The sequence below is a fragment of the Bacillus sp. XT-4 genome, assembly GCF_050864245.1.
Lineage (GTDB): Bacteria > Bacillota > Bacilli > Bacillales > Bacillaceae > Bacillus > Bacillus altitudinis.
The window spans coordinates 231,003-254,648 of sequence record NZ_JBPAFI010000005.1 but is presented as its reverse complement, the minus strand read 5'-3'; the positions used below and the strand labels follow the sequence as shown (position 1 = coordinate 254,648).

At 40.7% G+C, this 23,646-nt stretch carries 22 protein-coding genes and 1 other annotated feature; of the genes, 12 read left to right on the top strand and 10 right to left on the bottom strand.

All coding sequences use genetic code 11. The features are described from left to right. Window position 1: 1 nt before the first annotated feature. From groES to ACRRMM_RS15220, 4 genes are all read left to right on the top strand, one after another. The gene (groES, locus tag ACRRMM_RS15235; RefSeq protein WP_003214120.1) at window positions 2–286 is read left to right on the top strand and encodes a co-chaperone GroES; all 285 of its coding nucleotides are present in this window, start codon (window positions 2–4) and stop codon (window positions 284–286) included. A 56-nt stretch (window positions 287–342) separates the two neighbouring features. Continuing rightward, window positions 343–1,977 carry a chaperonin GroEL gene (gene groL / locus ACRRMM_RS15230; protein ID WP_007496015.1) on the top strand — a complete coding sequence of 545 codons (1,635 nt, stop codon included), beginning with the start codon at window positions 343–345 and terminating at the stop codon, window positions 1,975–1,977. Between the two features lie 370 nt (window positions 1,978–2,347). Beyond that, window positions 2,348–2,800, top strand: coding sequence for a MarR family winged helix-turn-helix transcriptional regulator (locus tag ACRRMM_RS15225; protein ID WP_008344363.1), 453 nt, complete (start codon window positions 2,348–2,350; stop codon window positions 2,798–2,800). Window positions 2,801–2,822: 22 nt separating this feature from the next. Next, entirely contained in the window at window positions 2,823–3,434 is a 612-nt protein-coding gene (locus ACRRMM_RS15220) for an FMN-binding negative transcriptional regulator (RefSeq protein WP_048002241.1), read from the top strand. A gap of 35 nt (window positions 3,435–3,469) precedes the next feature. On the opposite strand, the gene ACRRMM_RS15215 is transcribed toward ACRRMM_RS15220, so the two are convergent. Continuing rightward, window positions 3,470–4,348, bottom strand: a complete 879-nt coding sequence (locus tag ACRRMM_RS15215) for a D-alanyl-D-alanine carboxypeptidase family protein (protein WP_428828802.1) — start codon at window positions 4,346–4,348, stop codon at window positions 3,470–3,472. Window positions 4,349–4,553: 205 nt separating this feature from the next. Here ACRRMM_RS15215 and ACRRMM_RS15210 point away from each other — a divergent pair, with 205 nt between their 5' ends. Then, window positions 4,554–4,979 (top strand): hypothetical protein, encoded by a 426-nt coding sequence (locus ACRRMM_RS15210; protein WP_250026886.1) that lies wholly within the window; start codon window positions 4,554–4,556, stop codon window positions 4,977–4,979. A 45-nt stretch (window positions 4,980–5,024) separates the two neighbouring features. Here ACRRMM_RS15210 and ACRRMM_RS15205 read toward each other — a convergent pair whose 3' ends face one another. The 3 genes from ACRRMM_RS15205 to ACRRMM_RS15195 form a co-directional block, all read right to left on the bottom strand. Beyond that, window positions 5,025–5,375, bottom strand: a complete 351-nt coding sequence (locus tag ACRRMM_RS15205) for a DUF4064 domain-containing protein (protein ID WP_017366717.1) — start codon at window positions 5,373–5,375, stop codon at window positions 5,025–5,027. Between the two features lie 138 nt (window positions 5,376–5,513). Then, window positions 5,514–5,981 (bottom strand): hypothetical protein, encoded by a 468-nt coding sequence (locus ACRRMM_RS15200; protein ID WP_017366718.1) that lies wholly within the window; start codon window positions 5,979–5,981, stop codon window positions 5,514–5,516. Between the two features lie 124 nt (window positions 5,982–6,105). Next, entirely contained in the window at window positions 6,106–6,780 is a 675-nt protein-coding gene (locus tag ACRRMM_RS15195) for a hypothetical protein (RefSeq protein WP_116307530.1), read from the bottom strand. 210 nt (window positions 6,781–6,990) lie between these two features. Between ACRRMM_RS15195 and ACRRMM_RS15190 the strand changes: the two genes are divergently transcribed. Both ACRRMM_RS15190 and ACRRMM_RS15185 read left to right on the top strand, forming a co-directional pair. Then, entirely contained in the window at window positions 6,991–7,359 is a 369-nt protein-coding gene (locus ACRRMM_RS15190; RefSeq protein ID WP_003213878.1) for an RlpA-like double-psi beta-barrel domain-containing protein, read from the top strand. Between the two features lie 73 nt (window positions 7,360–7,432). Then, the gene (locus tag ACRRMM_RS15185; RefSeq protein WP_428828803.1) at window positions 7,433–8,479 is read left to right on the top strand and encodes a hypothetical protein; all 1,047 of its coding nucleotides are present in this window, start codon (window positions 7,433–7,435) and stop codon (window positions 8,477–8,479) included. Window positions 8,480–8,701: 222 nt separating this feature from the next. Here ACRRMM_RS15185 and ACRRMM_RS15180 read toward each other — a convergent pair whose 3' ends face one another. From ACRRMM_RS15180 to gabP, 3 genes are all read right to left on the bottom strand, one after another. Next, window positions 8,702–9,076 (bottom strand): carboxymuconolactone decarboxylase family protein, encoded by a 375-nt coding sequence (locus ACRRMM_RS15180; RefSeq protein ID WP_024719378.1) that lies wholly within the window; start codon window positions 9,074–9,076, stop codon window positions 8,702–8,704. 267 nt (window positions 9,077–9,343) lie between these two features. Further along, window positions 9,344–10,873 carry a multicopper oxidase family protein gene (locus ACRRMM_RS15175; protein ID WP_008344352.1) on the bottom strand — a complete coding sequence of 510 codons (1,530 nt, stop codon included), beginning with the start codon at window positions 10,871–10,873 and terminating at the stop codon, window positions 9,344–9,346. A 97-nt stretch (window positions 10,874–10,970) separates the two neighbouring features. Then, the gene (gene gabP, locus ACRRMM_RS15170; RefSeq protein ID WP_017359846.1) at window positions 10,971–12,359 is read right to left on the bottom strand and encodes a GABA permease; all 1,389 of its coding nucleotides are present in this window, start codon (window positions 12,357–12,359) and stop codon (window positions 10,971–10,973) included. Between the two features lie 482 nt (window positions 12,360–12,841). Here gabP and ACRRMM_RS15165 point away from each other — a divergent pair, with 482 nt between their 5' ends. The 5 genes from ACRRMM_RS15165 (at window position 12,842) to guaA (ending at window position 19,936) form a co-directional block, all read left to right on the top strand. Beyond that, window positions 12,842–13,741, top strand: coding sequence for a cation diffusion facilitator family transporter (locus tag ACRRMM_RS15165; protein ID WP_008344349.1), 900 nt, complete (start codon window positions 12,842–12,844; stop codon window positions 13,739–13,741). Between the two features lie 102 nt (window positions 13,742–13,843). Next, a complete protein-coding gene (locus tag ACRRMM_RS15160) occupies window positions 13,844–14,806 on the top strand; it encodes an AAA family ATPase (RefSeq protein ID WP_428828804.1) in 963 nt (320 codons plus the stop codon). After that, window positions 14,803–15,993: a DUF58 domain-containing protein gene (locus tag ACRRMM_RS15155; RefSeq protein ID WP_428828805.1), complete on the top strand. Its 1,191-nt coding sequence runs from the start codon at window positions 14,803–14,805 to the stop codon at window positions 15,991–15,993. Before ACRRMM_RS15160 ends, ACRRMM_RS15155 begins: the two co-directional genes overlap by 4 nt. A gap of 9 nt (window positions 15,994–16,002) precedes the next feature. Further along, a complete protein-coding gene (locus tag ACRRMM_RS15150) occupies window positions 16,003–18,210 on the top strand; it encodes a transglutaminase TgpA family protein (protein WP_428828806.1) in 2,208 nt (735 codons plus the stop codon). Between the two features lie 184 nt (window positions 18,211–18,394). Next, window positions 18,395–19,936, top strand: a complete 1,542-nt coding sequence (gene guaA, locus ACRRMM_RS15145; RefSeq protein ID WP_046526940.1) for a glutamine-hydrolyzing GMP synthase — start codon at window positions 18,395–18,397, stop codon at window positions 19,934–19,936. A 74-nt stretch (window positions 19,937–20,010) separates the two neighbouring features. Here guaA and ACRRMM_RS15140 read toward each other — a convergent pair whose 3' ends face one another. From ACRRMM_RS15140 to ACRRMM_RS15130, 3 genes are read right to left on the bottom strand one after another with little or no spacing between them, the layout of a single operon-like run. Continuing rightward, window positions 20,011–20,496 (bottom strand): YbaK/EbsC family protein, encoded by a 486-nt coding sequence (locus ACRRMM_RS15140; protein ID WP_428828807.1) that lies wholly within the window; start codon window positions 20,494–20,496, stop codon window positions 20,011–20,013. Next, entirely contained in the window at window positions 20,478–21,587 is a 1,110-nt protein-coding gene (locus ACRRMM_RS15135) for a helix-turn-helix domain-containing protein (RefSeq protein ID WP_428828808.1), read from the bottom strand. Before ACRRMM_RS15135 ends, ACRRMM_RS15140 begins: the two co-directional genes overlap by 19 nt. Then, window positions 21,588–23,249 (bottom strand): 2-isopropylmalate synthase, encoded by a 1,662-nt coding sequence (locus tag ACRRMM_RS15130; RefSeq protein ID WP_039962699.1) that lies wholly within the window; start codon window positions 23,247–23,249, stop codon window positions 21,588–21,590. Between the two features lie 55 nt (window positions 23,250–23,304). Next, window positions 23,305–23,569, bottom strand: a binding site (T-box leader). Window positions 23,570–23,646 lie beyond the last annotated feature (77 nt).

The following is a 23,646-nucleotide window of genomic DNA, read 5'->3' as shown; positions in this document are numbered from 1 at the left end:
TATGTTAAAGCCATTAGGCGATCGCGTAATCATTGAACTCGTTGAATCTGAGGAAAAAACCGCTAGCGGTATTGTCTTACCGGATTCTGCAAAAGAAAAACCGCAAGAAGGTAAAATTGTTGCAGCAGGTTCAGGTCGTGTACTTGAAAGTGGTGAGCGCGTTGCGTTAGAAGTAAACACAGGCGACCGCATTATCTTCTCAAAATATGCAGGCACTGAAGTGAAATATGAAGGAAAAGAATATTTAATCCTTCGTGAAAGCGACATTTTAGCTGTTATTGGTTAATCACATAAACAAAGATTGAGATATATTTCTAAAAAGACTGAGGAGGTTTCGTTATTATGGCAAAAGATATTAAGTTCAGTGAAGAAGCACGTCGTGCGATGTTACGTGGTGTAGATGCACTTGCAGATGCTGTAAAAGTAACTTTAGGACCTAAAGGACGTAACGTGGTTCTTGAGAAAAAATTCGGTTCTCCACTTATCACAAATGATGGTGTAACGATTGCAAAAGAAATCGAATTAGAAGATGCATTTGAAAACATGGGTGCAAAACTTGTGGCTGAAGTTGCAAGCAAAACAAACGATGTAGCTGGTGACGGTACAACGACTGCAACAGTTCTAGCTCAAGCGATGATCCGTGAAGGTCTTAAAAACGTAACAGCTGGTGCAAACCCTGTTGGCGTTCGTAAAGGCATCGAAGAAGCAGTGAAAGTAGCACTTGAAGGCTTGCATGAGATTTCTAAACCAATCGAAGGTAAAGAATCAATTGCTCAAGTTGCGTCTATTTCTGCAGCAGATGAAGAAGTCGGCAGCCTAATTGCTGAAGCGATGGAGCGTGTAGGAAACGACGGCGTCATCACAATTGAAGAATCTAAAGGTTTCACAACTGAGCTTGAAGTGGTTGAAGGAATGCAGTTTGACCGTGGATACGCTTCACCATACATGGTAACTGATTCTGATAAGATGGAAGCGGTTCTTGAAAATCCTTACATTTTAATCACTGATAAAAAGATCACAAACATTCAAGAAATCCTTCCTGTACTTGAGCAAGTCGTACAACAAGGAAAACCATTATTGATCATTGCTGAAGATGTAGAAGGCGAAGCACTTGCAACACTTGTTGTGAACAAACTTCGTGGAACATTCAACGCAGTGGCAGTAAAAGCACCTGGATTCGGTGATCGTCGTAAAGCAATGCTTGAAGACATCTCTGTTCTAACTGGCGGAGAACTCATCACTGAAGACCTAGGACTTGACCTGAAATCAACTGAAATTGGTCAGCTTGGCCGTGCGTCTAAAGTGGTTGTGACAAAAGAAAACACAACGATCGTAGAAGGCTCAGGAGATTCTGCTCAAATCGCAGCACGTGTGAACCAAATCCGTGCGCAAGTAGAAGAAACCACTTCTGAATTCGATAAAGAAAAATTACAAGAACGTCTTGCAAAACTAGCTGGCGGCGTTGCTGTCATCAAAGTTGGTGCTGCAACTGAAACAGAACTAAAAGAACGTAAACTACGCATCGAGGATGCACTGAACTCAACTCGTGCAGCAGTTGAAGAAGGTATCGTATCCGGTGGTGGTACAGCACTTGTGAATGTATACAACAAAGTCGCTTCCATCGAAGCTGATGGTGACGTTCAAACAGGTGTCAACATCGTTCTACGTTCTCTTGAAGAGCCAATTCGTCAAATCGCTCACAACGCAGGTCTTGAAGGATCAGTCATCGTTGAGCGCTTGAAAAACGAAGAAATTGGCGTAGGCTTCAACGCAGCAACAAACGAATGGGTAAACATGATCGAAAAAGGAATCGTTGACCCAACAAAAGTCACTCGCTCTGCACTTCAAAACGCAGCTTCTGTAGCAGCTATGCTTCTTACAACTGAAGCAGTCGTAGCTGACAAACCAGAAGAAGGCGGCTCAGGCGGCGGAATGCCGGATATGGGCGGTATGGGCGGAATGGGTGGAATGATGTAACACCCCCGAAAACCCCTTGAAATATAGGGGTTTTTGTTTTGTCTATTTTTTGGTTAAGAGCGTTAAATGAATTGAAACTTTCACCGCTTTACATCCGTTAACTAAAGAGACAGTGATTTTTTTGGTTTTATCTAACATAAAGAGATGATTTTCAAAAGAAAAGCGGTGATCATATGGGCTTTACGACTTGGGTGGCGATTATAGTTGCACTGGCTGTCGTATTTGGATTGTTTGGATCGAAGAGGCGTGATAAATAAGAGGTTGAACCCACTTCCAGAGAGGAAGTGGGCTTTTTATTGCATATACAATATTCATGAGCTATACTAATTTTTAAAATTTATGTAAATACAATAAAAAAGAGGCGTGATAAATGAGAGAAATTTTGCGGGAGATTGGCGTGATTGCTCGGGCGCTTGATTCCATTAGTAATATTGAATTTAAAGAGTATGATTTAACGAAGGGGCAGTATTTGTATCTTGTGCGTATTTGTGAGGAGCCTGGCATCATTCAGGAAAAACTAGCGGAGATGATCAAGGTAGACCGAACAACGGCGGCCCGGGCTATTCAAAAATTAGAGCTGCATGGTTTTATTGAGAAAAAAGATGACACAGTGAATAGGAAAATCAAGAAGCTGTTTCCAACTGAGAAAGGAAAAGCCGTCTATCCAATGATCAAACGAGAACATGATCATTCAAATCGGGTAGCGCTGGATGGATTTTCTGAAGAGGAAGCGGAACAGATTTATGAGTATCTTCTAAGGGTGCGAAAGAATATCGAAAAAGATTGGGAAGATGTGAAAAAAGGCAAAAAGAGAAGCTACTAATTAAATAAGGGGGGAAGGGAACATGCATGTACCATCATTTTTTCAAGTGAAAGATATGGAGAAAATCAAATCATTTATTCAATCTCATTCATTTGCTACAGTTGTGACGACAACGAATAAAAAGCCCATTGCGACCCATATTCCAGTGAGTTTTCATCAAATTGGCGATTCGTATGTGATCTCAGGGCATATGGCGATTGGGAATCCTCAGTGGAAAACGTTTGAAGAAAATGAGAAGGTGCTCGTCATTTTTCAAGGGCCACATGCTTACATATCCTCTTCATGGTATGAGAAAGAAGCCGTACCGACGTGGAATTATCAAGCTGTACATGTATATGGAAAGGCTGCACTACTCGAAAAATCAGAATTGGTCAAGGAATTAACAGTGATGTTGAAGACATATGAAAGTCATAGAGATCAGCCAGTGCTGTGGGATACGTTGTCTGAGGAACTGCTAGAGAAACAAATGAAAGGGATTGTGGGCTTCAAAATCATCATTGATGAAGTTCAAGCTGCTTTTAAGTTAAGCCAAAATCGCCATGAAAGAGATTATGCTCGTATTATTGAACAGCTGGAAGCAGAGGGTGAAGTGGAAATGGCGGCTGCGATGAAAAAGAGAGAAAAGAATATATGAAAAGAGCACTCTGAAGAAAAAGAGTGCTTTTGTTGTTATCCTTTTATGTTCAAATATTCTTCAAGGGTTTTGCTGCTCTTTTTCACTTTTTTCGCATTTTTTGATCCGAGGTATCTGAGGTGCCATGGTTCATATTGATAGCCTGTCACTTTTTCTTTACCTTTCGGATAGCGGATGATAAAGCCAAATTCATGGGCGTGTTTGGCCAGCCATTTTGCTTCTTTCGTATTGGCAAAAGAATCTTCAGCCCAATGTTTTGAATTAGCACCGCCGATATCAAAAGCAAGGCCGGTTTGATGTTCGGAATAGCCTGGTCTTGCGCTAAATCGATCTGCTTGTTTTTTGCCATGAGAGGCGACGTAATTGTTGTACAAGACACGCTGACGGTCGTATGAACGGAAGGTGCTAAAAGCGGTGAGTCGGATGTTTGCTTTTTTTGCTTTTGCTGTCATAGCGTTTACAGCTTTTCTCGCTTGTTTGTTTTCTCCGGGATTGTATGAAGATGGTAGTCTATGTTTCTTATTCACAACCAATATTCCTTTTACATACGTACCTGGCGTTTTAGTGGAAGGAGCAGCATATGAAGCTGGTGAGCTTTTGCCTGCTTTTTTGATATATTGAGAGCTGACGTAACCCGTCTTTCCTTTATACTTTGTTTGAATCCATGAACCATTCTTTTTAAGATAAGGAATCCTTTTCCCTTTTGGAATGGTCAATATCACTGAATATTTTGTTCCAGGTCCCTTGCGAAGATGAACATTCGCTGTTGTCACGTATTTCGGTGCGGCTGCTTTTGCGACTGGTGTCACATGAGTCATGTGTAAAAAGGGCAGCTGGACAGGAAAAATTCCAAGCCCAAGAACGAGAACCACACTGACAATAATTCCTTTGATCCACGGGTGTTTCATCTTCATTTCTCTCATCCCTTTCAATCTACTAACATACATATATTGAGATAGATTGAAATAAAGTGCAATGGTTTTTTTATGTCAATTGAGATTGAATCATATCATTAGGTTCTTTTTTTGTTTAAAATTACATAAAAAAATCCACTATTTCCATAAAAAATCAGATGAATTCCTTATAATAAAAGTATCTGAGAACGGGGAGTGAGTCGAGATGGACCAAAACGTGCTGCAAATGGATCAAGACAGATCAGAGAATGAATTCGCGGTTCTTAATATATCTTCTAAAGAGATTGGTGCTCTATCAAAGGGAGCAGCGGAGCAGATTTTACAAACGGGAGATACGGACCGTATTCATCAGCTGATGTACGTTCCGATTGAAAAGAAAGAAGATTTGAATTGGCTGATCCATTGTGTTGGGGAGGCGCTAAAGAATGAAGTTGGTGATGACGTTGCACTAGAAGTAGCTGATTTGCTCTATTTCTTTGTCATTCCGTATTATGGGAAGTATATGTTGAAAGATCGTCATTTGTATGAGTATATCGATCATTTGCTGGTACGATTAGCATCTAGAGCTCACTCGGATATTGACACGCTGATTGATATCATAAGAGAAGATTTAAATGAAAATATACAATAAAAGAAGCTTGTAGAGCGACCCTCTACAAGCTTTTTTATATCAACTTTATTCAGCAGGAACTGTTTTGACAGGCTCTTTTCTAAACACACCCATGCATCCTGCGATGATGATTAATACAGCTGGAAGGATAAAGAACACAAAAATAGAAATAATACCGCCTACAGCAGAAACTAATAATAAAATGCCACCAAGCTTTGCTTTTTTCTTCACGATAACAGATGCCACAATCGCAAGAATAGAGAAAAGCATCGCTGACCAGCCTAATCCTGTGAATTGACTCGTACCTGATTCATTAAATGCGGCATCTAGTCCTCCAAAAGCAAGTGCAAACATTGCACCGAAAAATCCCAAAATACCTCCAATTAAGCCTAAAACAAATTCTGTCGTTCTTTTCATGATACTTTCCTCCGATATGTAAATAAGAATTATTGGTACTTAAGAACCAACACAATCTTACTCATCGGCATTCTTTTCACAATATTAATAGTTTTGTTAAAAAAAACAAGAAAATCCATAAAGAATTTTCTTGTCCAATTACTGGGCTCTCTCCCAGGTAATCTTTGTTTCATTTGTTGTTTTCTTTCCTTTTGCCAGTACTTTTCCGTTTTCTTGTTTCACGGTGATGTTTAGGTCATAAAAGGAGTAGAGGGCGCCGAGGCTGTCATTTTCCGGTTTATGCAGGTTGTTTTCCTTTTCAGTGGATGCACCAATAGCTAGTGTTTTGGCAAAGTTCAAACCAATGACTTCAGCGTAATCACTATTGGTCTCAGATGAAGCCGTCACGTTTAAGGAAATGACTTTTTTCTTTTGATCAACGGTGATCGCTGTGTCTTTTACGAGCTTAGACTGCTCCATGACCTCTTTCGTTTCATTTTGAATGCGTTCATTAATCGTTGGAAGTGCCGTAGATTCTGTTTTTTCTTCTTTTGCCGTATTTGAGCAAGCTGCTAGGATAGAGAAGGTTGCAACAAGACTCATGAAAACAAGTAGACTTTTTCTCACGTTCTTTCTCCTTTGTTCTTCAAAGTATGTATGCTTATGTTACCACGAATTGATGTTTTGATTAAAAGAGAAGTGTTGATAAGCTGTGAACAATCAAAAGCACCCAAAGGTGGGTGCTCGTGTTTTATTGTGCTGAAAGGGTTGTACTAAGTGGGATAGACGAAATGACCGTGAATTTTGGAGCCGGAGCACCAGATTCTAGATTTTTGCGTAAAAGAGATGATTTGACGGTGCCGTCCCATTTTTTATAGACACTTCCAGATGTATTTGCACGGAGCTGTACATTAGAGAAACTTGCTTGCGAGTAGCTGTTTGTTCCATTATCTTGTACGCCGTGTACCATTTTGACGACATCGAGGTCTTTCAGACGACTAGGGTTGAAAACAGGCTGTTTATAACGCAGTTTCCCGTTGACGTATAGTGACACTGTGCCATCACCATTGTTGATGAGCTTTAAGTTGACACGATCGCCATCCTTTATGCTCTTATCATATTCACTGTTCCAATATTGACTGCCGCCTTGCGAGCCGCTGCCAAGAAAGACCTTATAGCCGGAAGACGTTTTTGAAATACCGCTCTCTACAACGGCAGAACCGAGACCAAGATACCAGTCGGCATAGCCATTTTTAATGGTGGCTGTTTTTGGCAGCACAATATCAGCCGAGATACCTGACCATTTGGCTTCATCCGTTTGTGTCACGATGGCGCCGTGACGAGGACCAGCCGCAGAGGCAGGAATACTTGAAAGCATCAAAACGAAGATCAAACTTACACTCAAAACGATGAACCACTTTTTCATGAAAATTCCTCCTTATCTTTGATTCATTTCTATTATATAAAACAAAAGGGAGGGATCTACTGACAATGTTCTGGCTGTTTTTGGTGAAATTTATGAACAAAACCGGTCATTAAGTGGTCAACTTGTATTCAAATTGTAATGTGACTGTAAAATAACTGGGTGCATCTTCATGTATAATAGGGTCAGAAACCAAATACGGAGGATTTTTTAATGAATAAAAAGCTTATCGCGACAATCGTAACAGTAGCTAGTTTATTTTTAGCGTTTAGTTTCTCACATGGAGCAAGTGCAAAAAAAGTAAGCGGCAATATTACATGGTATAATGGTGTCGGTAAAAAAGGCGCAGATGGAAAAAAACTCGGTCATTGGGATGCAGCAACAAAAATGGGATTTGACGTACCGAAAAAAGGTACAAAACTAAGAGTGACAACAAAAGCGAAACCACATAAAGTGATTACAGTATATAAATATGATGTAGGTAGAATGCCAAACGCAGTATTAGACGTAAGTCCGAAAGCATTCAAAGCACTTGGGTATAAAACAAGTAAAGGTGTCGTCAAAGGGCATTACACTTATTAATACATAGGCATGCAAAGAAGCGGGAAAAGTTCATTTTCTGGCTTCTTTTCTTGTGGAGAGGGTCTGAAAGTCAATGAAAAAATCAACATGGTGGATCATCACAGTGATTGGAGTCGCAGTTGCGGCCGTCATCTTCTTCATGATGAAGCCGGGGCAAGAGGCAAAACATGCAGGAAAAGTGAAAACAAATCAAGATGCAAAAGACGAATTGCTTGTTTCATTTACGGATCAAAAGTTAAACAATACTTATTACTTGCATGACAAGGCGCTTCATACAGAGAAACTGACAGCATATCCTTCAATTGCTTATGATCAGGCGAAACAGCTTTTATACTACACGTATACAGATGAAGACACACAAAAAGTAAGTATACGGGAATTGAATGTGAAAACGGATAAAGAAAAAACGCTCTTTACGAGTGACGATTCAATCGACAGTATGAGACTTTCTGGTGACGGAAAACAGTTATATCTAAGGTATAACAAGGATTCAGGTGAGCAATTTTATGTAGCGTCTTTTGATTTGAAAACACAGAAAGTGAAAGTGTTATATCCAGAAAAAAGTGATGATGATACGGTGAGTTCTTTTGCTTATGATCCAGCATCAAATCTGTTGGCCATTCAGCATTATTCGTTAAAAGAGGATTATAAAAAGACGGATGAGGCAAATGAAAAAGGAATGGATCCTGAACCAACGACCATGAAGATTACCCTACAAACAGGTGAGAAGGGAAAGCGAATTGCACGTATTTCTCAAACCATCAATGATATTTCTTTTTCACCAGATCATAAAAAACTCATTTATACAGAAGTGAAGGTTCGAAATGAAAAAGAAGAATCATCTATAAAGGTGATGGATGTAGATACAGGAAAAACAAAGACACTTGTTAAAAACAGCCAGGATGTACGTATTTTAAGTGCTGCCCAGCCGCAATTTTCTGCGGATGGTACATCTGTTTATTTCTTAGGTGTTGCAAAGAACGCAAAGGAATTAAAGGATGACACAGGACGAAAGGCGAAGGTCAGAACCATTTTTGAATATGATATTAAGAAGAAAACAGTAGAAACCGCTTGGGAGAAAGAAGGCGGGATTGTTAACAATTTCACTGTCAATCGGTAAAAGGTGCGCGTTCAGTTATTTCATATAACTGAACGTTTTTTTATTTTGTCATGGAAAGTGTCGGTGAAAAATGCGGATTTGTGAAATGAACATCACTTTTTAAGCAAGGAAATGAGTGGTATTTTGATATTTTGCTATTTTGCTACTGTGACAGAATCAGCGTAAGAGAGTAAAGTAAGTGGAAATAAAAAAACGAGAGGACAGAAGACTTCTCGTTTTCCCTTATTTATTGTTTTCATCTAGTAAGTTTTGAAAAATAAACAAGGCATTAATGGAATGAGGGAATCCTGCAACCTTTGTACAGTGCTTAATGATCTCCATAATCTCTATAACAGAGAGCCCGATATGTAATGCTTGTACAAAATGAGCTTTTAACTCTTCATCACAATCACCTTTTGCAATGAGAGCCGATAATGTGCTGATGGCCTTCTGTTTTTCATCTAATATGAAGTGATTGAATTCTTTTTGTTCACCGAGTTCAATTGTTAGTTGTTCAATGTTTGATCGAATGCTCTCGTTTTCATGAATTGAAAGCTTCTCCCTGTTACCTGCCACTGTTTCTTGCTTGACATGGCAAGTCTCTTTTTCTTCATTCAAATTGAACTCCTCCGTTTTTTATGACGATTTTCTATTTGTTCGTGCATGGTTTCTTAAGTGCCTTTTGATAGAGGTAATGGGTATATAGTAGTATTATCGGTTTACTTCGTCAACTTTTTAAGTGTGGAATGTTCAAAAAAATGCCATTCATGCGATACATTGTTCGTTTTTTCTCATGGAGATTGAAAAGAAAATAGAGGGCTAATATATAAAAGCTGTTAGCCCTTTTCATATTACGCAATTAAGAGAGAGGAGGTTTCATATTTACTAAATGATATCCATCGGCCGCATCATGTCATAATCCTCGTGTTCTAAAATGTGACAATGCCACACATATCGTCCGCTATATGGGACAAACCGAGCGATGATGCGAATGACTTCACCGGCATGCGCCTGAATCGTATCTTTGTAGCCTTGTTCATGCAAAGGAGGCGCTTCATTTGGTCCTGTGTACACGATTTCACCTGTCGATTGATAGATGTCTGTATCGAATGGTCTTCTATCAATCACTCGAAATTGAACAAGATGTAAATGAATAGGGTGTGTACCTCTTGTTGGATTGACGATGTTCCACACCTCTACACTGCCAAGTCGAGGATTTTCTGTGACAGGATCATTCCAAAACTGGTTATCTAATAATAAAATCGGGCGCCCATATTTATCTTGTGTGCCAGTAAGGGTCAGCGTTCGCTCGTTATCAGCTCGGCTCGGCCGGAGCGGTGGCAGTGGTTTGAAGATCGGACGTAATGTTTTAGCTGCTCTTCCTTTGAGCGGACGAGTGACTTTAAATTGCATAATGTTCGCATCTGTTTCTGGATTGACATCCTGACCGCAGCCTGCCGTATTTTTTAAAACAATCGTTTTGTTTTCGTAAGCTGAGAAGTCGATGATGACATCAAAACGTTCAGCAGGTGCAATGCTAAAAGATTGGTGATGAACAGGTCTTGGCAAAAAGCCGCCATCAGATCCAATTTGTAAGATTGTGGCGTCGTTATCTAGATGAAGCTCGTAAGTTCTTGTATTGGACGCGTTTAAGATACGAAAACGATATTTTCGAGGCTCTACTTCTAAATATGGCCATACTTTTCCATTGACTAAAATCGTTTCCCCGCAAAAAAATGGCACGATAGAGGGATCTGGAAGGTCACTATCTTCTGGTGTGTTATTTGGTCTACTTGGGTAAAACAGTGCGCCATCCTCCTGGAATGTCCGGTCCATGATCATTAAAGGGATATCATATTCATCTTTCGGTAATTCGAGTGATTTTTCAAACGCATCTGAGATCAAATAAAAGCCAGCTAATCCGGCGTATACATTTAATCGTGTTAATGCCATGGCATGATCGTGATACCACAATGTGCATGCTTGCTGGTGATTAGGGTATTCGTAAACCTCTCGTTCAAAGAAGGGGCCGGTCGCTTCAAAGTCTCGCGAAAACCAAGCCTCTGGATAACCGTCACTGCTTGCAGGTGTCACGCCCCCATGCAAGTGAACGACTGTTTTGACTTCGGGTTCATCATGGTGTCCAGCGTGAATGGTATGATCGACAGGCAGGAAGTGTTTCAGCGGCAATTTGTTCATCCATTTCACTTTGACCTTTTCATTTCGATTCGCTTTAATGGTTGGACCAGGCAAACTGCCATTATAGGTCCATAGCTTGGTTGGGGGCAGATCTCTATGAACTTTTAGGAACACCTCCTCCATAGCGATTTCATAATACGTTTGTTTTGGGTTTTTTTTGACGGGCTCTGCGACTTCTGGAATTGGCAGCTCGTCAACAAACTTTTCTAGGTTCATGTTGACTAATCCTCACTTAAAATCAATTTGATACATTATAAGTGCGGACATCCAAATAGGTGAATAAAATAAAAAAACCCGCTTTTCAGCGGGAGAATTAAGGGTGTTTATTTTCAAGCGCTGCACTTGCAGGCACTTTTTTGTTTGGTTTAAAGATGAAGTAGGCGGCTAGTACACTGATGGTAATGATGCTTGTCAGTATGAGCTGAGGTCTCATTGATTCGATAAACAGCATAGAGGCCAAGATGGCGCAGATAACCAAAATGGTAAAGTACGTAAGGTATGGGAACAGCCACATTTTGATTTTGAGTTGTTCTGGATTTTCTTTTTCGATTTTACGACGCATTCTTAATTGTGAAACGGCAATGACCAAGTAGACAAGAAGTGCAATGGCACCAGAGGCATTGACTAGAAATAGAAAGATGGTTTCAGGGTAAAAGTAGTTCATCATGACGGCAATATAGGAAAAGAAGGTACCAGCGACTGTCGCTGCTACAGGGACACCGCGTTTGCTGATTTTCATAAACCGTTTTGGTGCTTCGCCTCTTTCAGCTAATGAATAAAGCATTCTGGACGTTGTGTATAGGCCGGAGTTTAAACAAGAAAGAACGGCTGTTAAAACAATGACGTTCATGACTTGAGCGGCTGATGGGACACCGATGTATTCTAATACTGCAACGAACGGACTTGTTAAAATATTCGCTGAATTCCATGGGAGTAACGTGACAACGACAGCGATCGACCCGACGTAGAACACAATAATACGCCATACAACTGAACGGGTAGCTGTTGTCACAGATTTGACTGGGTCTGCTGATTCACCTGCGGCAATTGCTACAATCTCTGTTCCCATGAAGGAAAAGATGACAACGACAATCCCGAGGAGCACAGAGCCAAATCCGTTTGGAAGGAAACCGCCATTCCCCGTTAAATTGGCAAGACCTGCAGTATGATGACCGCCAAAACCAAAGATAAATGCAAAACCAATGAGTAGGAAGAGAATAATGCTGACGACTTTAATCAATGAAAACCAATATTCAAATTCGCCAAAAGATTTAACAGAAAAGATATTTGTCAAAGTTAAGAGGATTGTGAGGATAAGACTTGTGAGCCAAACAGGTGCATCTCCATACCAATATTGAATAATGGCAGCACCAGCAATGGCTTCGATGGCGATGACGATGACCCAGAAAAACCAGTAAAGCCAGCCGATTGTAAACCCGGCCCACGGGCCGATGGCGTCGCTCGCATATTGTGAGAAAGAGCCGCTTGTCGGATAGGCACATGCCATTTCTCCAAGCATTCTCATAATAAAGATGACCAGAAGTCCGGCAAATGAATAGGAAAGAATCGATCCAGGCCCTGCAGAATGAATGACAGCACCACTACCAACAAATAGCCCTGCCCCAATGACCCCGGCAATGGAGATCATTGAAATATGTCTTGTCTTAAGGTTTTTTTGAAGACCGTTTGTCATGTTGGACATTTCTTTACCTCCAAACATTTCTCTTTTATTCGAGAGTTTGTTTTTAGAATATTTTAAATTTTATCATACTGAATTGTCATTCAGCATTGGACAGGTTATCAAACTGACATTTCAAACCTCTTAACATGATGTTAAAAAGTATAAAGGATTTGAGAGATTATGTTCCCTCATTTTCCTCTGCCCATTCTTAAAAATAGCATAAGAAGGAAGAAAGAAAAGTTGTGTTTTAAAATAAAACTATTCTGACAATTGTATGGTAGAGTGATTTTGTTCTTTTTCATTTGTCGGGGTGGTTTTGAAAAACGTTGATGGGAGTAGGTCTTGAGGTCAATTGACCTTATAAAAATAAGTTTGCTTAGGTCAACACATTTCTATGTATCCTATTTTGCTGATTCAAGCGAATCATGTTGCTGTAGACCCACACGGGCTTGGCTTTGTAAGATAAATATAGAAAAGTAATGTGTGAGGAGGCGCTGTTCGGTATGGAGCGCTACAACGAATTAAGACAAGGTGAAACAGGTGCTTGGGTCAGCATTATAGCCTATGTGATCTTATCTGCTGTCAAACTGATCATTGGGTATGTGTTTCATTCAGAAGCCCTTTCCGCAGATGGCTTGAATAATACGACAGATATCATTGCTTCGCTTGCCGTATTAATTGGGTTGCGTATTTCTCAGAAGCCACCTGATGAGGATCATCCATACGGTCATTTTAGAGCTGAAAATATTGCGTCACTTGTGGCTTCCTTTATTATGATGCTTGTCGGGCTTCAGGTTTTGCTGAGCGCAGGCCAGTCGCTTTTCTCATCAGAGCATCAAACGCCTGATATGATTGCAGCTTGGACGGCAGCAGGAAGTGCTGTTGTGATGTATGGCGTGTATATGTATAACCGTAAACTGTCTAAACGAATTAATAGCCAGGCGCTATATGCGGCAGCGGCTGATAATAAATCAGATGCTTATGTGAGTATCGGGACGTTTGTCGGAATTATCGCCTCTCAATTTCAGCTGGCGTGGGTTGATACGCTTGCTGCGTTTGTGATTGGCTTAATTATCTGTAAAACGGCGTGGGAGATTTTCAGAGATGCGTCTCATTCGTTAACGGACGGTTTTCATATAAAAGATATGTCTAAATATAAAGAGACGATTGAAGCGACACCAGGAGTGGGCGATTTGAAAGACATTAAAGCTCGTTATCTTGGAAGCACCGTCCATGTGGATGTGGTCGTTGAAGTAGAACCGCATTTAAACATCGCAGAAAGCCATGATATTGCAGATGAAATTGAACGCAGAATGAAGCAGGAACATGATATTCTACACTCTCATGTTCATATGGAACCAGCAAGTGAGCCTAAAGAGGAGCAGAAGTCTTTTCCGTCGTGAGAAGGCTTCTTTTTTCTACGTGTTGATGTTTCATGCAAATGCGTGTTGTATGGTAAAGTTAGACTATATGAAAATTGACGGAAACGTGATAGGAGGATCAGGATGGCATTTGATGAACCGATGCATTCAGATTTACAAAAAATCGTAGATAACATCAATAAAGTGATGGTAGGGAAAAAAGATATTGCGATATTAAGCCTTGTTGCGATTTTGGCGAAGGGGCATGTGCTATTAGAGGATGTGCCTGGCGTTGGGAAGACCATGATGGTTCGTGCTCTGGCAAAATCCATTGGGTGTGAGTTTAAGCGAATCCAATTTACGCCTGACCTTTTGCCTTCAGATGTAACAGGTGTGTCGATTTATAATAAAAAGACAAACGAGTTTGAATTTAGACAAGGACCGATTATGGGGCAGATTATTTTGGCTGATGAAATCAACCGAACCTCTCCTAAAACACAATCAGCCCTTCTTGAAGCGATGGAAGAAGGTAGTGTCACAGTGGACGGAGAAACGATGCCGCTGGCAGATCCTTTCTTTGTGATGGCTACGCAAAATCCAGTGGAGTATGAGGGAACCTATCCACTTCCAGAGGCGCAAATGGACCGTTTCTTGTTCAAGCTGAAGATGGGGTATCCAACCATGCTGGAGGAGCTTGAGGTGCTGAATTTGCAGGAGAAGCAAACGCCAATTGACACGCTTCAGGCAGTCATGACAAAAGATCATATCCATGCTTTGCAGCAAGCGGTTCAGACCGTACATGTGGATGCGTCGATTAAAGAATATATTGTCGAAATTGCCCAAGCGACGCGAAATCATCCGTCTGTCTATTTAGGCGTGAGCCCAAGGGGTTCAATTGCATTGATGAAAGCGGCTCAGGCGTATGCGCTGTTGAACAGGCGGGATTATGTGATTCCTGATGATGTACAGTATTTGGCGCCTTACACATTGCCGCATCGCATGATTTTGACATCAGAAGCAACGTATGAAGGGAAGAAGGCGGAGACACTGTTGCGACAGATGATTGAGCATATTGGCGTACCAGTTCAAAAGTCGATGACTCAATGAAGTCACGTGACCGTTTCGCTTTTTCACTATGGTTACGGGTGTTTATGCTCCTTCTCCTCACGGCAGCAGCCTTTTGCTATGCCATGTTTCAGGGCGGCTTTGTGAGCTGGTTCCTTTTTTATGCATTTTCACCATATGCTTTGTATGCTTTGCTGTTTGCCCTTGTTCCACTTCGTGCAACAGCCAAAAGGACATTACAGCATACCCGGTTAAAGGCAGGGGATGTGCTGTCTGTTGACCTTGAAATCAAGCGGACGAATCTATTTCCGTACGTGTACGTCATACTTGAGGATGACCCGCCGGATACCTTCCATTTACAGGAACAGATTGAAATGAAACGAATGATCTTTCCATGGTTTCGGAAAACGTGGCGATTTTCGTATCAATTCAATGACATCATGCGGGGAGAGCATCAATTGACGGCGGTTAGAATCAAAACGGGTGATATGTTTGGGTTTGTGGAAAAAGAAGTGATTCTTCCACTAGAGAAAACATTGCTTGTGTATCCTAAAATGTTGGATATTCCTGTTGAATCTGCTGCATCGGTGAATGAAAATGGAGGCAAAGCGGTGCACTCTTGGTTAAATGAACCGACAAATGTGACGACAGGTGTGCGTGAATACCAGCAAGGAGACCGTTTCGCTTGGGTGGACTGGAAGACAACAGCTAGAAGAGGTCAGCTTATGACGAAGGAGTTTGAACAGAATCAGACAAAGGATCTGGTGGTGTTTGCTGATTTTACAGATGAAGCCGCTTTTGAAACGATTGTGTCTATGGCCGCATCGGTTCTGCAAACGGCTGTGAAAAAAGGGGTGCCGGTAGGCCTTGTCCCGCTTGGGGATCAGCACTTATTTCGAGTGGATCAAGGAGAGTGGCACTTACAGGACATGCTCTACTATTTAACAAAGGTGCAGTATCAGCCTTCTCGTGCACCTGATTATCAATCATTGACAGCGAGTGAGCACCAGCAGACAGGAAAGTATGTGGTGACAGGTCATCTGCAAGAAGAGCTTGCTACCATTTTACTTGGGAATCGAAACAGAAAGAACATCACCGTTCTTTTAGTGAAGAGAGCCGTTGATCGATTGACGGCAAAAGAAAAACAGCTTGTGGACCGGCTTAAAGCTTCTGGGATATACACGACCCTTTTATTTGAGGACCGGCTGCATGAAAGAACTGTGAGGTGACAAACATTTATGCTGCATATGCATCAGCGGCAAAGTCGTTTTGAGTTGTTCATCTATTATGCTGTCGCATTTCTGCTGCTTTGGGAGTGGCTTCGTCCGCTTCAAGATTTTACAGAGACGAGTCATACGTCTTATTTCATCATTTTTATAGGGCTTACGTGTTTGTTTACGTTCTTTCGATTGAAGTGGTATGTGACGTTTCCTATTTGTGCTGGATTGATCTTGCTCGCATTATACTTGATTTTTTATCAATCAGAGCCAAGTTATCTGCCTGCGCTGTTTGCTGATATTCAAGATAATATTTCTTTGATGAGCATGGGCATGTGGAGTGACATGTATCCGTCTTTCCGCACATTGTTGTTTTATATTTTGCTTTGGCTACTTGTTTATTTACTTCATTATTGGGTTGTGTATCAGCAGCGTATCTTCTTCTTTTTACTGATGACGATTGTATATGTGACGATTCTTGATACGTTTACGCCTTATGATGCGACTTTTGCGATCTTTCGAATTATGGTATTTGGCTTTTGTTTACTTGGTCTGCTCTATTTCGACCGGCTTCGTTCGGCTGAAGGTGTGCGGGTGTCACAGAAAGCGCGTCTCAATTGGTTCTTACCCATGCTGGCGCTTGTCCTTGTATCAGCATCACTCGGTGCGTCTTTGCCAAAATCTGATCCGAAATGGCCTGACCCAGTCCCGTTTTTTAAAACGGTCACGAATCAAGATGGTTCCGCCGGGCAGAATAAGGTGGGATATAGTGCGGATGATTCGTCGCTTGGGGGACCGTTTAGTGAGGACCGTACACCGGTATTTAAATGGAGCGGAAAAGAGCCGTCTTATTTTCGTGTAGAAACAAAAAGTATTTACACGGGGAAAGGCTGGGAGGATGCTTCAAATGATACGAAACCTACTCGGTTAAAAGGGAGTGATGTGCCGAACCGGTGGTTTACCAATCTCGTAAAAACAGAGGAGCATGAAACGAGAGTCGATATGGAATCAAATTATCGATTTAATCATGCTGTTTATCCGATTGGTACGGTTATGCTGACGCCAATGGAAAACATTCCACTGCAAATGATGGGCAAAACGGAGAAAATTGTCCCGTCTACTCAAAACCCGCCCAAAAATTTAGGGAACTATCGAGTCAGCTTCTTATCACCTACATTTATCCTAGAGGATTTACAGCGGATCAAAGTACCGACCAAGCAGCAAGTGAACCAGCAGGTCGGACGTGAATACTTGCAGCTCCCATCCTCGTTGCCAGAGCGTGTGAAAACATTGGCGAACAGCTTAACGGAAACGAAGGATAATATGTATGATAAAGCAAAAGCGATTGAGGATTATTTAGGGTCTGCGAAGTTTTCATATGAAACCCAAAATGTCGCTGTACCTGGGCGTAACGAAGACTATGTGGATCAGTTCTTATTTGATACGATGATTGGCTATTGTGATAACTTTTCAACCTCGATGATTGTCATGCTTCGCTCGATTGGAATTCCGGCGAGATGGGTGAAAGGATATACGTCTGGTCAGTTATATGAAACACAGATGGATGGAAGCAATGTGTATGAAGTGACCAATAACAATGCCCATTCATGGGTAGAGGTGTATTTTCCAAACCGTGGTTGGGTGACTTTTGAACCGACAAAAGGGTTCACGAACCCAGAGACATTTACGAATGAAACCACGGCTAACAACGACCAAACAGATGATGAAGAGGATGAAAAAGATCAGCCCGCATCTGATCAACAAGAAAACGAACAGACACAACAGCCGCAGCAACAAGAACCAGAACAGGCGGCAAAACAAGAGGAACAAGCTGCTAAAGCAAAGCCAAGTATGGTTCATGTTGGTTCAATCTTGGGTTACGTAGCAGGTGTGCTTGTCCTTCTTGGCTTCATAGGCTGGATGCTTTACCGGTTCAGAGCAAGGTGGCTGCCAATCTTTATTGTGAGAAAGGTAAAACGTCTGCCAGATGAGGAAGCTTTTTTCTACGCGTATGCTGCTCTATTAAAACAGCTAAGGCGCAGAGGGATCGAGAAAAAGCCAGGCATGACGCTAAGAGAATTCGCTTCTTTGATCGATGACAAGGAAGGGAATCATCATATGTCTGAACTAACGCAGTTCTATGAGCGGGCGCTCTACAGGCGAGAAGATGCGTCGGCGCTTTGGCGGCAGTCGGTGAAGTTATGGGAAAATTTAATAAACAGGAGATAGTCTTGACCACGTACCTTCCTGTTGTTAGAATAGGTGAATATTAAAACCTTCTAAAATACATGAAATTGAAGCGTTCGGATGTGAGTCTGGGCGCTTCAAAAGCGTGATTTACACTGAGAGAGGTTTTCTCCTCTCATTTTTTCTGTGCGTTTATAAAAACTATATTGGACATAGAGGTGACACCATGACAAATTTAGTAAATGAAATGATTTTGGTTCTCGATTTCGGTAGTCAGTACAATCAGCTGATCACTCGCCGTATTCGTGAATTTGGTGTGTACAGTGAGCTTCATCCGCACACTTTAACTGCTGAAGAAATTAAAGAAATGGCGCCGAAAGGAATCATCCTTTCTGGTGGACCAAACAGTGTATATGATGAAGGATCTTTCCGCTGTGATGAAAAGATTTTTGATCTAGGCATTCCGGTTCTAGGCATTTGCTACGGCATGCAGCTCATGACTCACTATTTAGGCGGGAAAGTAGAAGCGGCCAGCCAGCGTGAATATGGAAAAGCAGATATCCATATTAACGGAACACCTGCTTTATTCAAAGACCTTCCAACTGATCAAGTCGTTTGGATGAGCCATGGTGACCTCGTTGTTGAAGTACCAGATGGCTTTACAGTCGATGCAACAAGTGCACATTGTCCAAACTCAGCCATGAGCTTAGCTGAGAAGAATTTCTATGGCGTTCAGTTCCACCCAGAGGTTCGTCACTCTGAGTATGGAAATGACCTATTGAAAAACTTTGTCTTCGGCGTGTGTGATTGCGATGGCAAATGGTCAATGGAGAACTTCATTGAAATCGAAATGCAGAAAATCCGTCAAACAGTAGGCGACAAGCAAGTATTGTGCGCACTAAGCGGCGGTGTGGATTCATCTGTTGTAGCGGTATTGATTCACAAAGCCATCGGCGATCAGCTGACATGTATTTTCGTTGACCACGGCCTTCTTCGCAAAGGCGAAGCAGAAGGGGTTATGAAAACATTTAGCGAAGGTTTCAACATGAACGTGATTAAAGTAGATGCGAAAGATCGCTTCTTAAACAAGCTAAAAGGTGTGTCTGATCCTGAGCAAAAACGTAAAATCATCGGTAACGAATTTATTTATGTATTCGATGACGAAGCGGACAAGCTAAAAGGAATCGACTACTTAGCGCAAGGAACACTTTACACAGACATTATTGAGAGCGGAACAGCAACGGCACAAACAATCAAATCTCACCACAACGTAGGCGGTCTTCCAGAAGACATGCAGTTTGAATTGATTGAGCCACTCAATACACTATTCAAGGATGAAGTTCGTGCTCTAGGATCAGAGCTAGGTATTCCAGACGACATCGTATGGAGACAGCCATTCCCAGGTCCAGGACTAGGAATCCGTGTACTAGGTGAAATTTCTGAAGAAAAACTAGAAATCGTCCGTGAATCGGATGCGATTCTACGCGAAGAAATTGCCAACTTCGGCCTTGAGCGCGACATCTGGCAATACTTCACGGTTCTCCCAGACATCCGCAGCGTAGGTGTCATGGGTGACGCAAGAACATACGACTACACAATCGGTATCCGTGCTGTTACGTCTATTGACGGTATGACGAGTGACTGGGCAAGAATCCCTTGGGATGTGCTTGAAAAGATCTCAACTCGTATCGTGAATGAAGTGAAGCATATTAACCGTGTGGTGTATGATATTACGAGTAAGCCGCCTGCTACGATTGAATGGGAATAGCTATAATAGAGCTAGAAACCTTTGTGTATCAAGGGTTTCTAGCTCTTTTTTATTTTTAATTCTTTCCTTTCGTTTTAATGTGTGAATTCATCATTCCATCCCTTACACACATCAATCCATTGTGTATAACCGGAGTGTTTTTCTAATTGTTTGATTGTTAGTTCAATAGCACTGTTACTGCTCCCGCAGGCTGGATAGACTGTCTCAAAACGTTTGAGTGACATATCTAAATAAACAGAAACGCCATTCTTTATAGCAAAAGGACATACTCCGCCAATTTCATGACCGATCAAGTCAACGACCTCATGAGTAGGCAGCATTTTCGCTTTTGTTTTAAAATATTCCTTGAATTTTTTGTTATCAACCTTTGCATCGCCAGAGGTCACAACTAAAATAGCTTGTCCATTTACTAGAAAGGAGAGTGTTTTTGCGATTCTTTCAGGTTCGCAGCCCAATGCAGAAGCAGCCAAGTCTACGGTTGCACTAGATACTGAAAATTCCTGAATTCGAGTATCCATTTCATATTGTTTAAAATAATCTTTTACTTGCTTGATTGACATGATGATTTCTCCTTTTTATTCGTATTGATTTGACATGATCTATTATTTAAACGATATTGATGTGGTGTTAGGCGATACTTTTTCTTAAATAAACGAATGAAATGCTCTACATTTTGATAACCAACGGCTCCCGAAATATGATCCACTTGTAAATTACTACCGGTTAGCATTTCGCAGGCTTTTTCCAATCTTATTTCTTGTCGAATTTCACGAAATGATTTGCCGAGTTTACGAGCTATATATCTAGACAGATAAGATTGTGAAAGGTTGAATTTCTCTGCCATCTTTTGGAGTGTTATATGCTCACAACATTGCTGAATATATTGAAGCATTTGAATCATACGTATATCACTATATGGTTTGACCTGAATGACGTTCATATGATTTGGTTTGAATCTTAATAAGAGACATAATAATATCTCAAACAAATTATTCATAATCAACTGGTAACTAGGAAATCGATTGTGATTTTCTATAAATAGTTGAAGAGAGCAGTCTAGCAAATTTTTATCCATGTGACTATGGAAAATAAGAATATGTTTATTTTCTTTTATATACAATGCATTCAAAAAGAACTCAGAAATGACATGATTTCCTTTTAACATTTTAAAAAACACTTTTTGAAAAGTACTTTTGCGGATCATGATTTGGATTGCGATTGTATTCTCCATTACAAGTGGCTTGTGTATTGTGTCAGGTGGAATAAAGGCAATATCTCCTGATTTTAAAGCGATTTTTTTATCTTCCACTTCTACATACATCTCATTTTCCAGAACATAGATCATCTCAAAGAAATCATGGATAGCCGACAATTGAGGCATAAAACGGCTATACTTTCTCACTTCTATATCTTTTTCCTGACCTAACCACATGGTATCCTCTTTTTCAAATTCGTTCTGCCCTCTTAGCAAAAATTCTTCTATATATATTTGCTTTTGCATGAAATTGTTATGATCATAATCCTTCAAAAGTAATTGCAATGATTGATTGTCATGCTTTTTCTGTTGGTATTGTTGATAAAAGATTTCTTGTTCGTTGTACTCTCTTAAATATTGCATCGCTTCATGTTTTTCAAGTGTATCTGTTTCCATCTACATCCAAACCTCTAGTTTATTTACTGCAACCACCAGGGCCTTCACTGTTGCTTCTATAATATCTTTATCGATTCCAGCACCCCAATGCATTTTTCCTTGATATGAAATACCAATCTGTGCACAGGCTTTTGCTTGAGAATCCTTGCCCAAAGAATTCTGTTCATAGACTTCCAAATCATACTCGAGATGAAAATGTGCTTTTAACGCATTACTGATTGCATCTAAACTTCCAGTGCCAGTTCCTTGTATGTCAATTTGTTGATGATCTCTCAGCAAAGTTAAGGTGACTTCTTGCTTCTCTCCTTTATGAAATTGATAATCAAGCAGCTGGAAATGAGGGTGAAAATCAACATACTGCTCTTTAAAAACATGATATATTTCTTCGACAGACAATTCCCTATTTGTCTGATCAGATACTTTCTTCGCTGCATATCCCATGGCTTCATTCATTTGATAAGGAAGTTGAATGCCATAATTTGTTTCTAATATATAGCCTATGCCGCCTTTTCCAGACTGGCTATTGATTCGAATCACATCCGTTTGATAATTCCTCCCCAAGTCAACTGGATCTATTGGGATATACGGAACGTCCCATTTATCAACATGATGTTCCTTTCTATATTTCATCCCTTTAGATATCGCATCTTGATGTGACCCAGAAAATGCGGTGAAAACCATCTCCCCAGAATATGGCTGTCTCTCATGAACAGTGATTTTTGTTAGTTTTTCATATTTTTTACGAATCGCTTCTAGGTTATTGAAATTCAATTGTGGATCATAACCTTGTGAGTACATATTCATCGCCAAAGTAATCAAGTCTACGTTCCCTGTACGTTCACCGATACCAAATAATGTTCCTTCGACTCTTTCGGCACCAGCTAGCACACCAAATTCTGCATCACTCACCCCAGACCCGCGGTCATTATGAGGGTGAACAGACAATGTCACACTGTCTCGGTAAGACAGATTTTTGTGTATATACTCAATCTGACTTGCAAAGATATGAGGCATTGAATATTCAACTGTTGTCGGAATATTGATGATCGCTTTGTGATGTGGTGTCGGTTTCCAAATATCTAAAACACTATTACAAATATCTAACGCGTAATCCACTTCTGTTCCTGGAAAGCTTTCAGGACTATATTGAAAATAAATATCACTTTCTGTTTTTTCGGCCAGTTCTTTTACTAAAATAGCGCCATCAATGGCAATTTGTTTAATTTCATCTTTTGTTTTCTTAAATACTTGTCTGCGCTGCGCTTCTGACGTCGAATTATATAAATGAACAATCGCTTTCGGTACCCCCTTAATGGCTTCGAAGGTTCGGCGGATAATATGCTCTCTCGCTTGCGTGATCACCATAATTGTGACATCGTCTGGAATCATATGACGATCAATCAGTGTCTGTAATAGCTTAAACTCCGTATCATTAGCAGCTGGAAATGCGATTTCAATTTCTTTAAAACCGATCTCTACTAGTAACTGAAACATATCCAATTTTTCTTCTAAGTTCATAGGAATAGGTAATGCTTGATTTCCATCCCGTAAGTCCACACTGCACCATATCGGAGCACGTTCTAATGTTTCTTTCTTCACCCAATCATAAGTAAGGTTCGGTGGCAAAAAGTATTTTTTTTCGTATTTTTTGTGGTTAAACATCATCGATTCCTCCTGTAAATGGAAATAAAAAAAGCCTATCATCTCCAAGATTGAACTTGGAGACGAAAGACTTCTTCTTACGCGGTACCACCCCTGTTTCATGATAACTTTACATTATCATGCCCTTATTCGGATACAGATTGTTTGATCTTATATCCTTCCCGTATAACGGCGGGGTGCCGACCTTAACTACATCAATCTTTTTCATTTCACTAAGGCTACTCTAAGGTGAGTTCCCTGCCTTTTTGTTATTGCTTCTCATCAACCAGCAACTTTCTGAAAACATTTCGGCAAGTACTATTCCTTATCATCGCATTCTCATTTTTCTGATTTTTTCTATTATACCAAGATGACAAAAAAGTGATAGTGGTAGGGATGTCTTTTTTAATTGATTTTT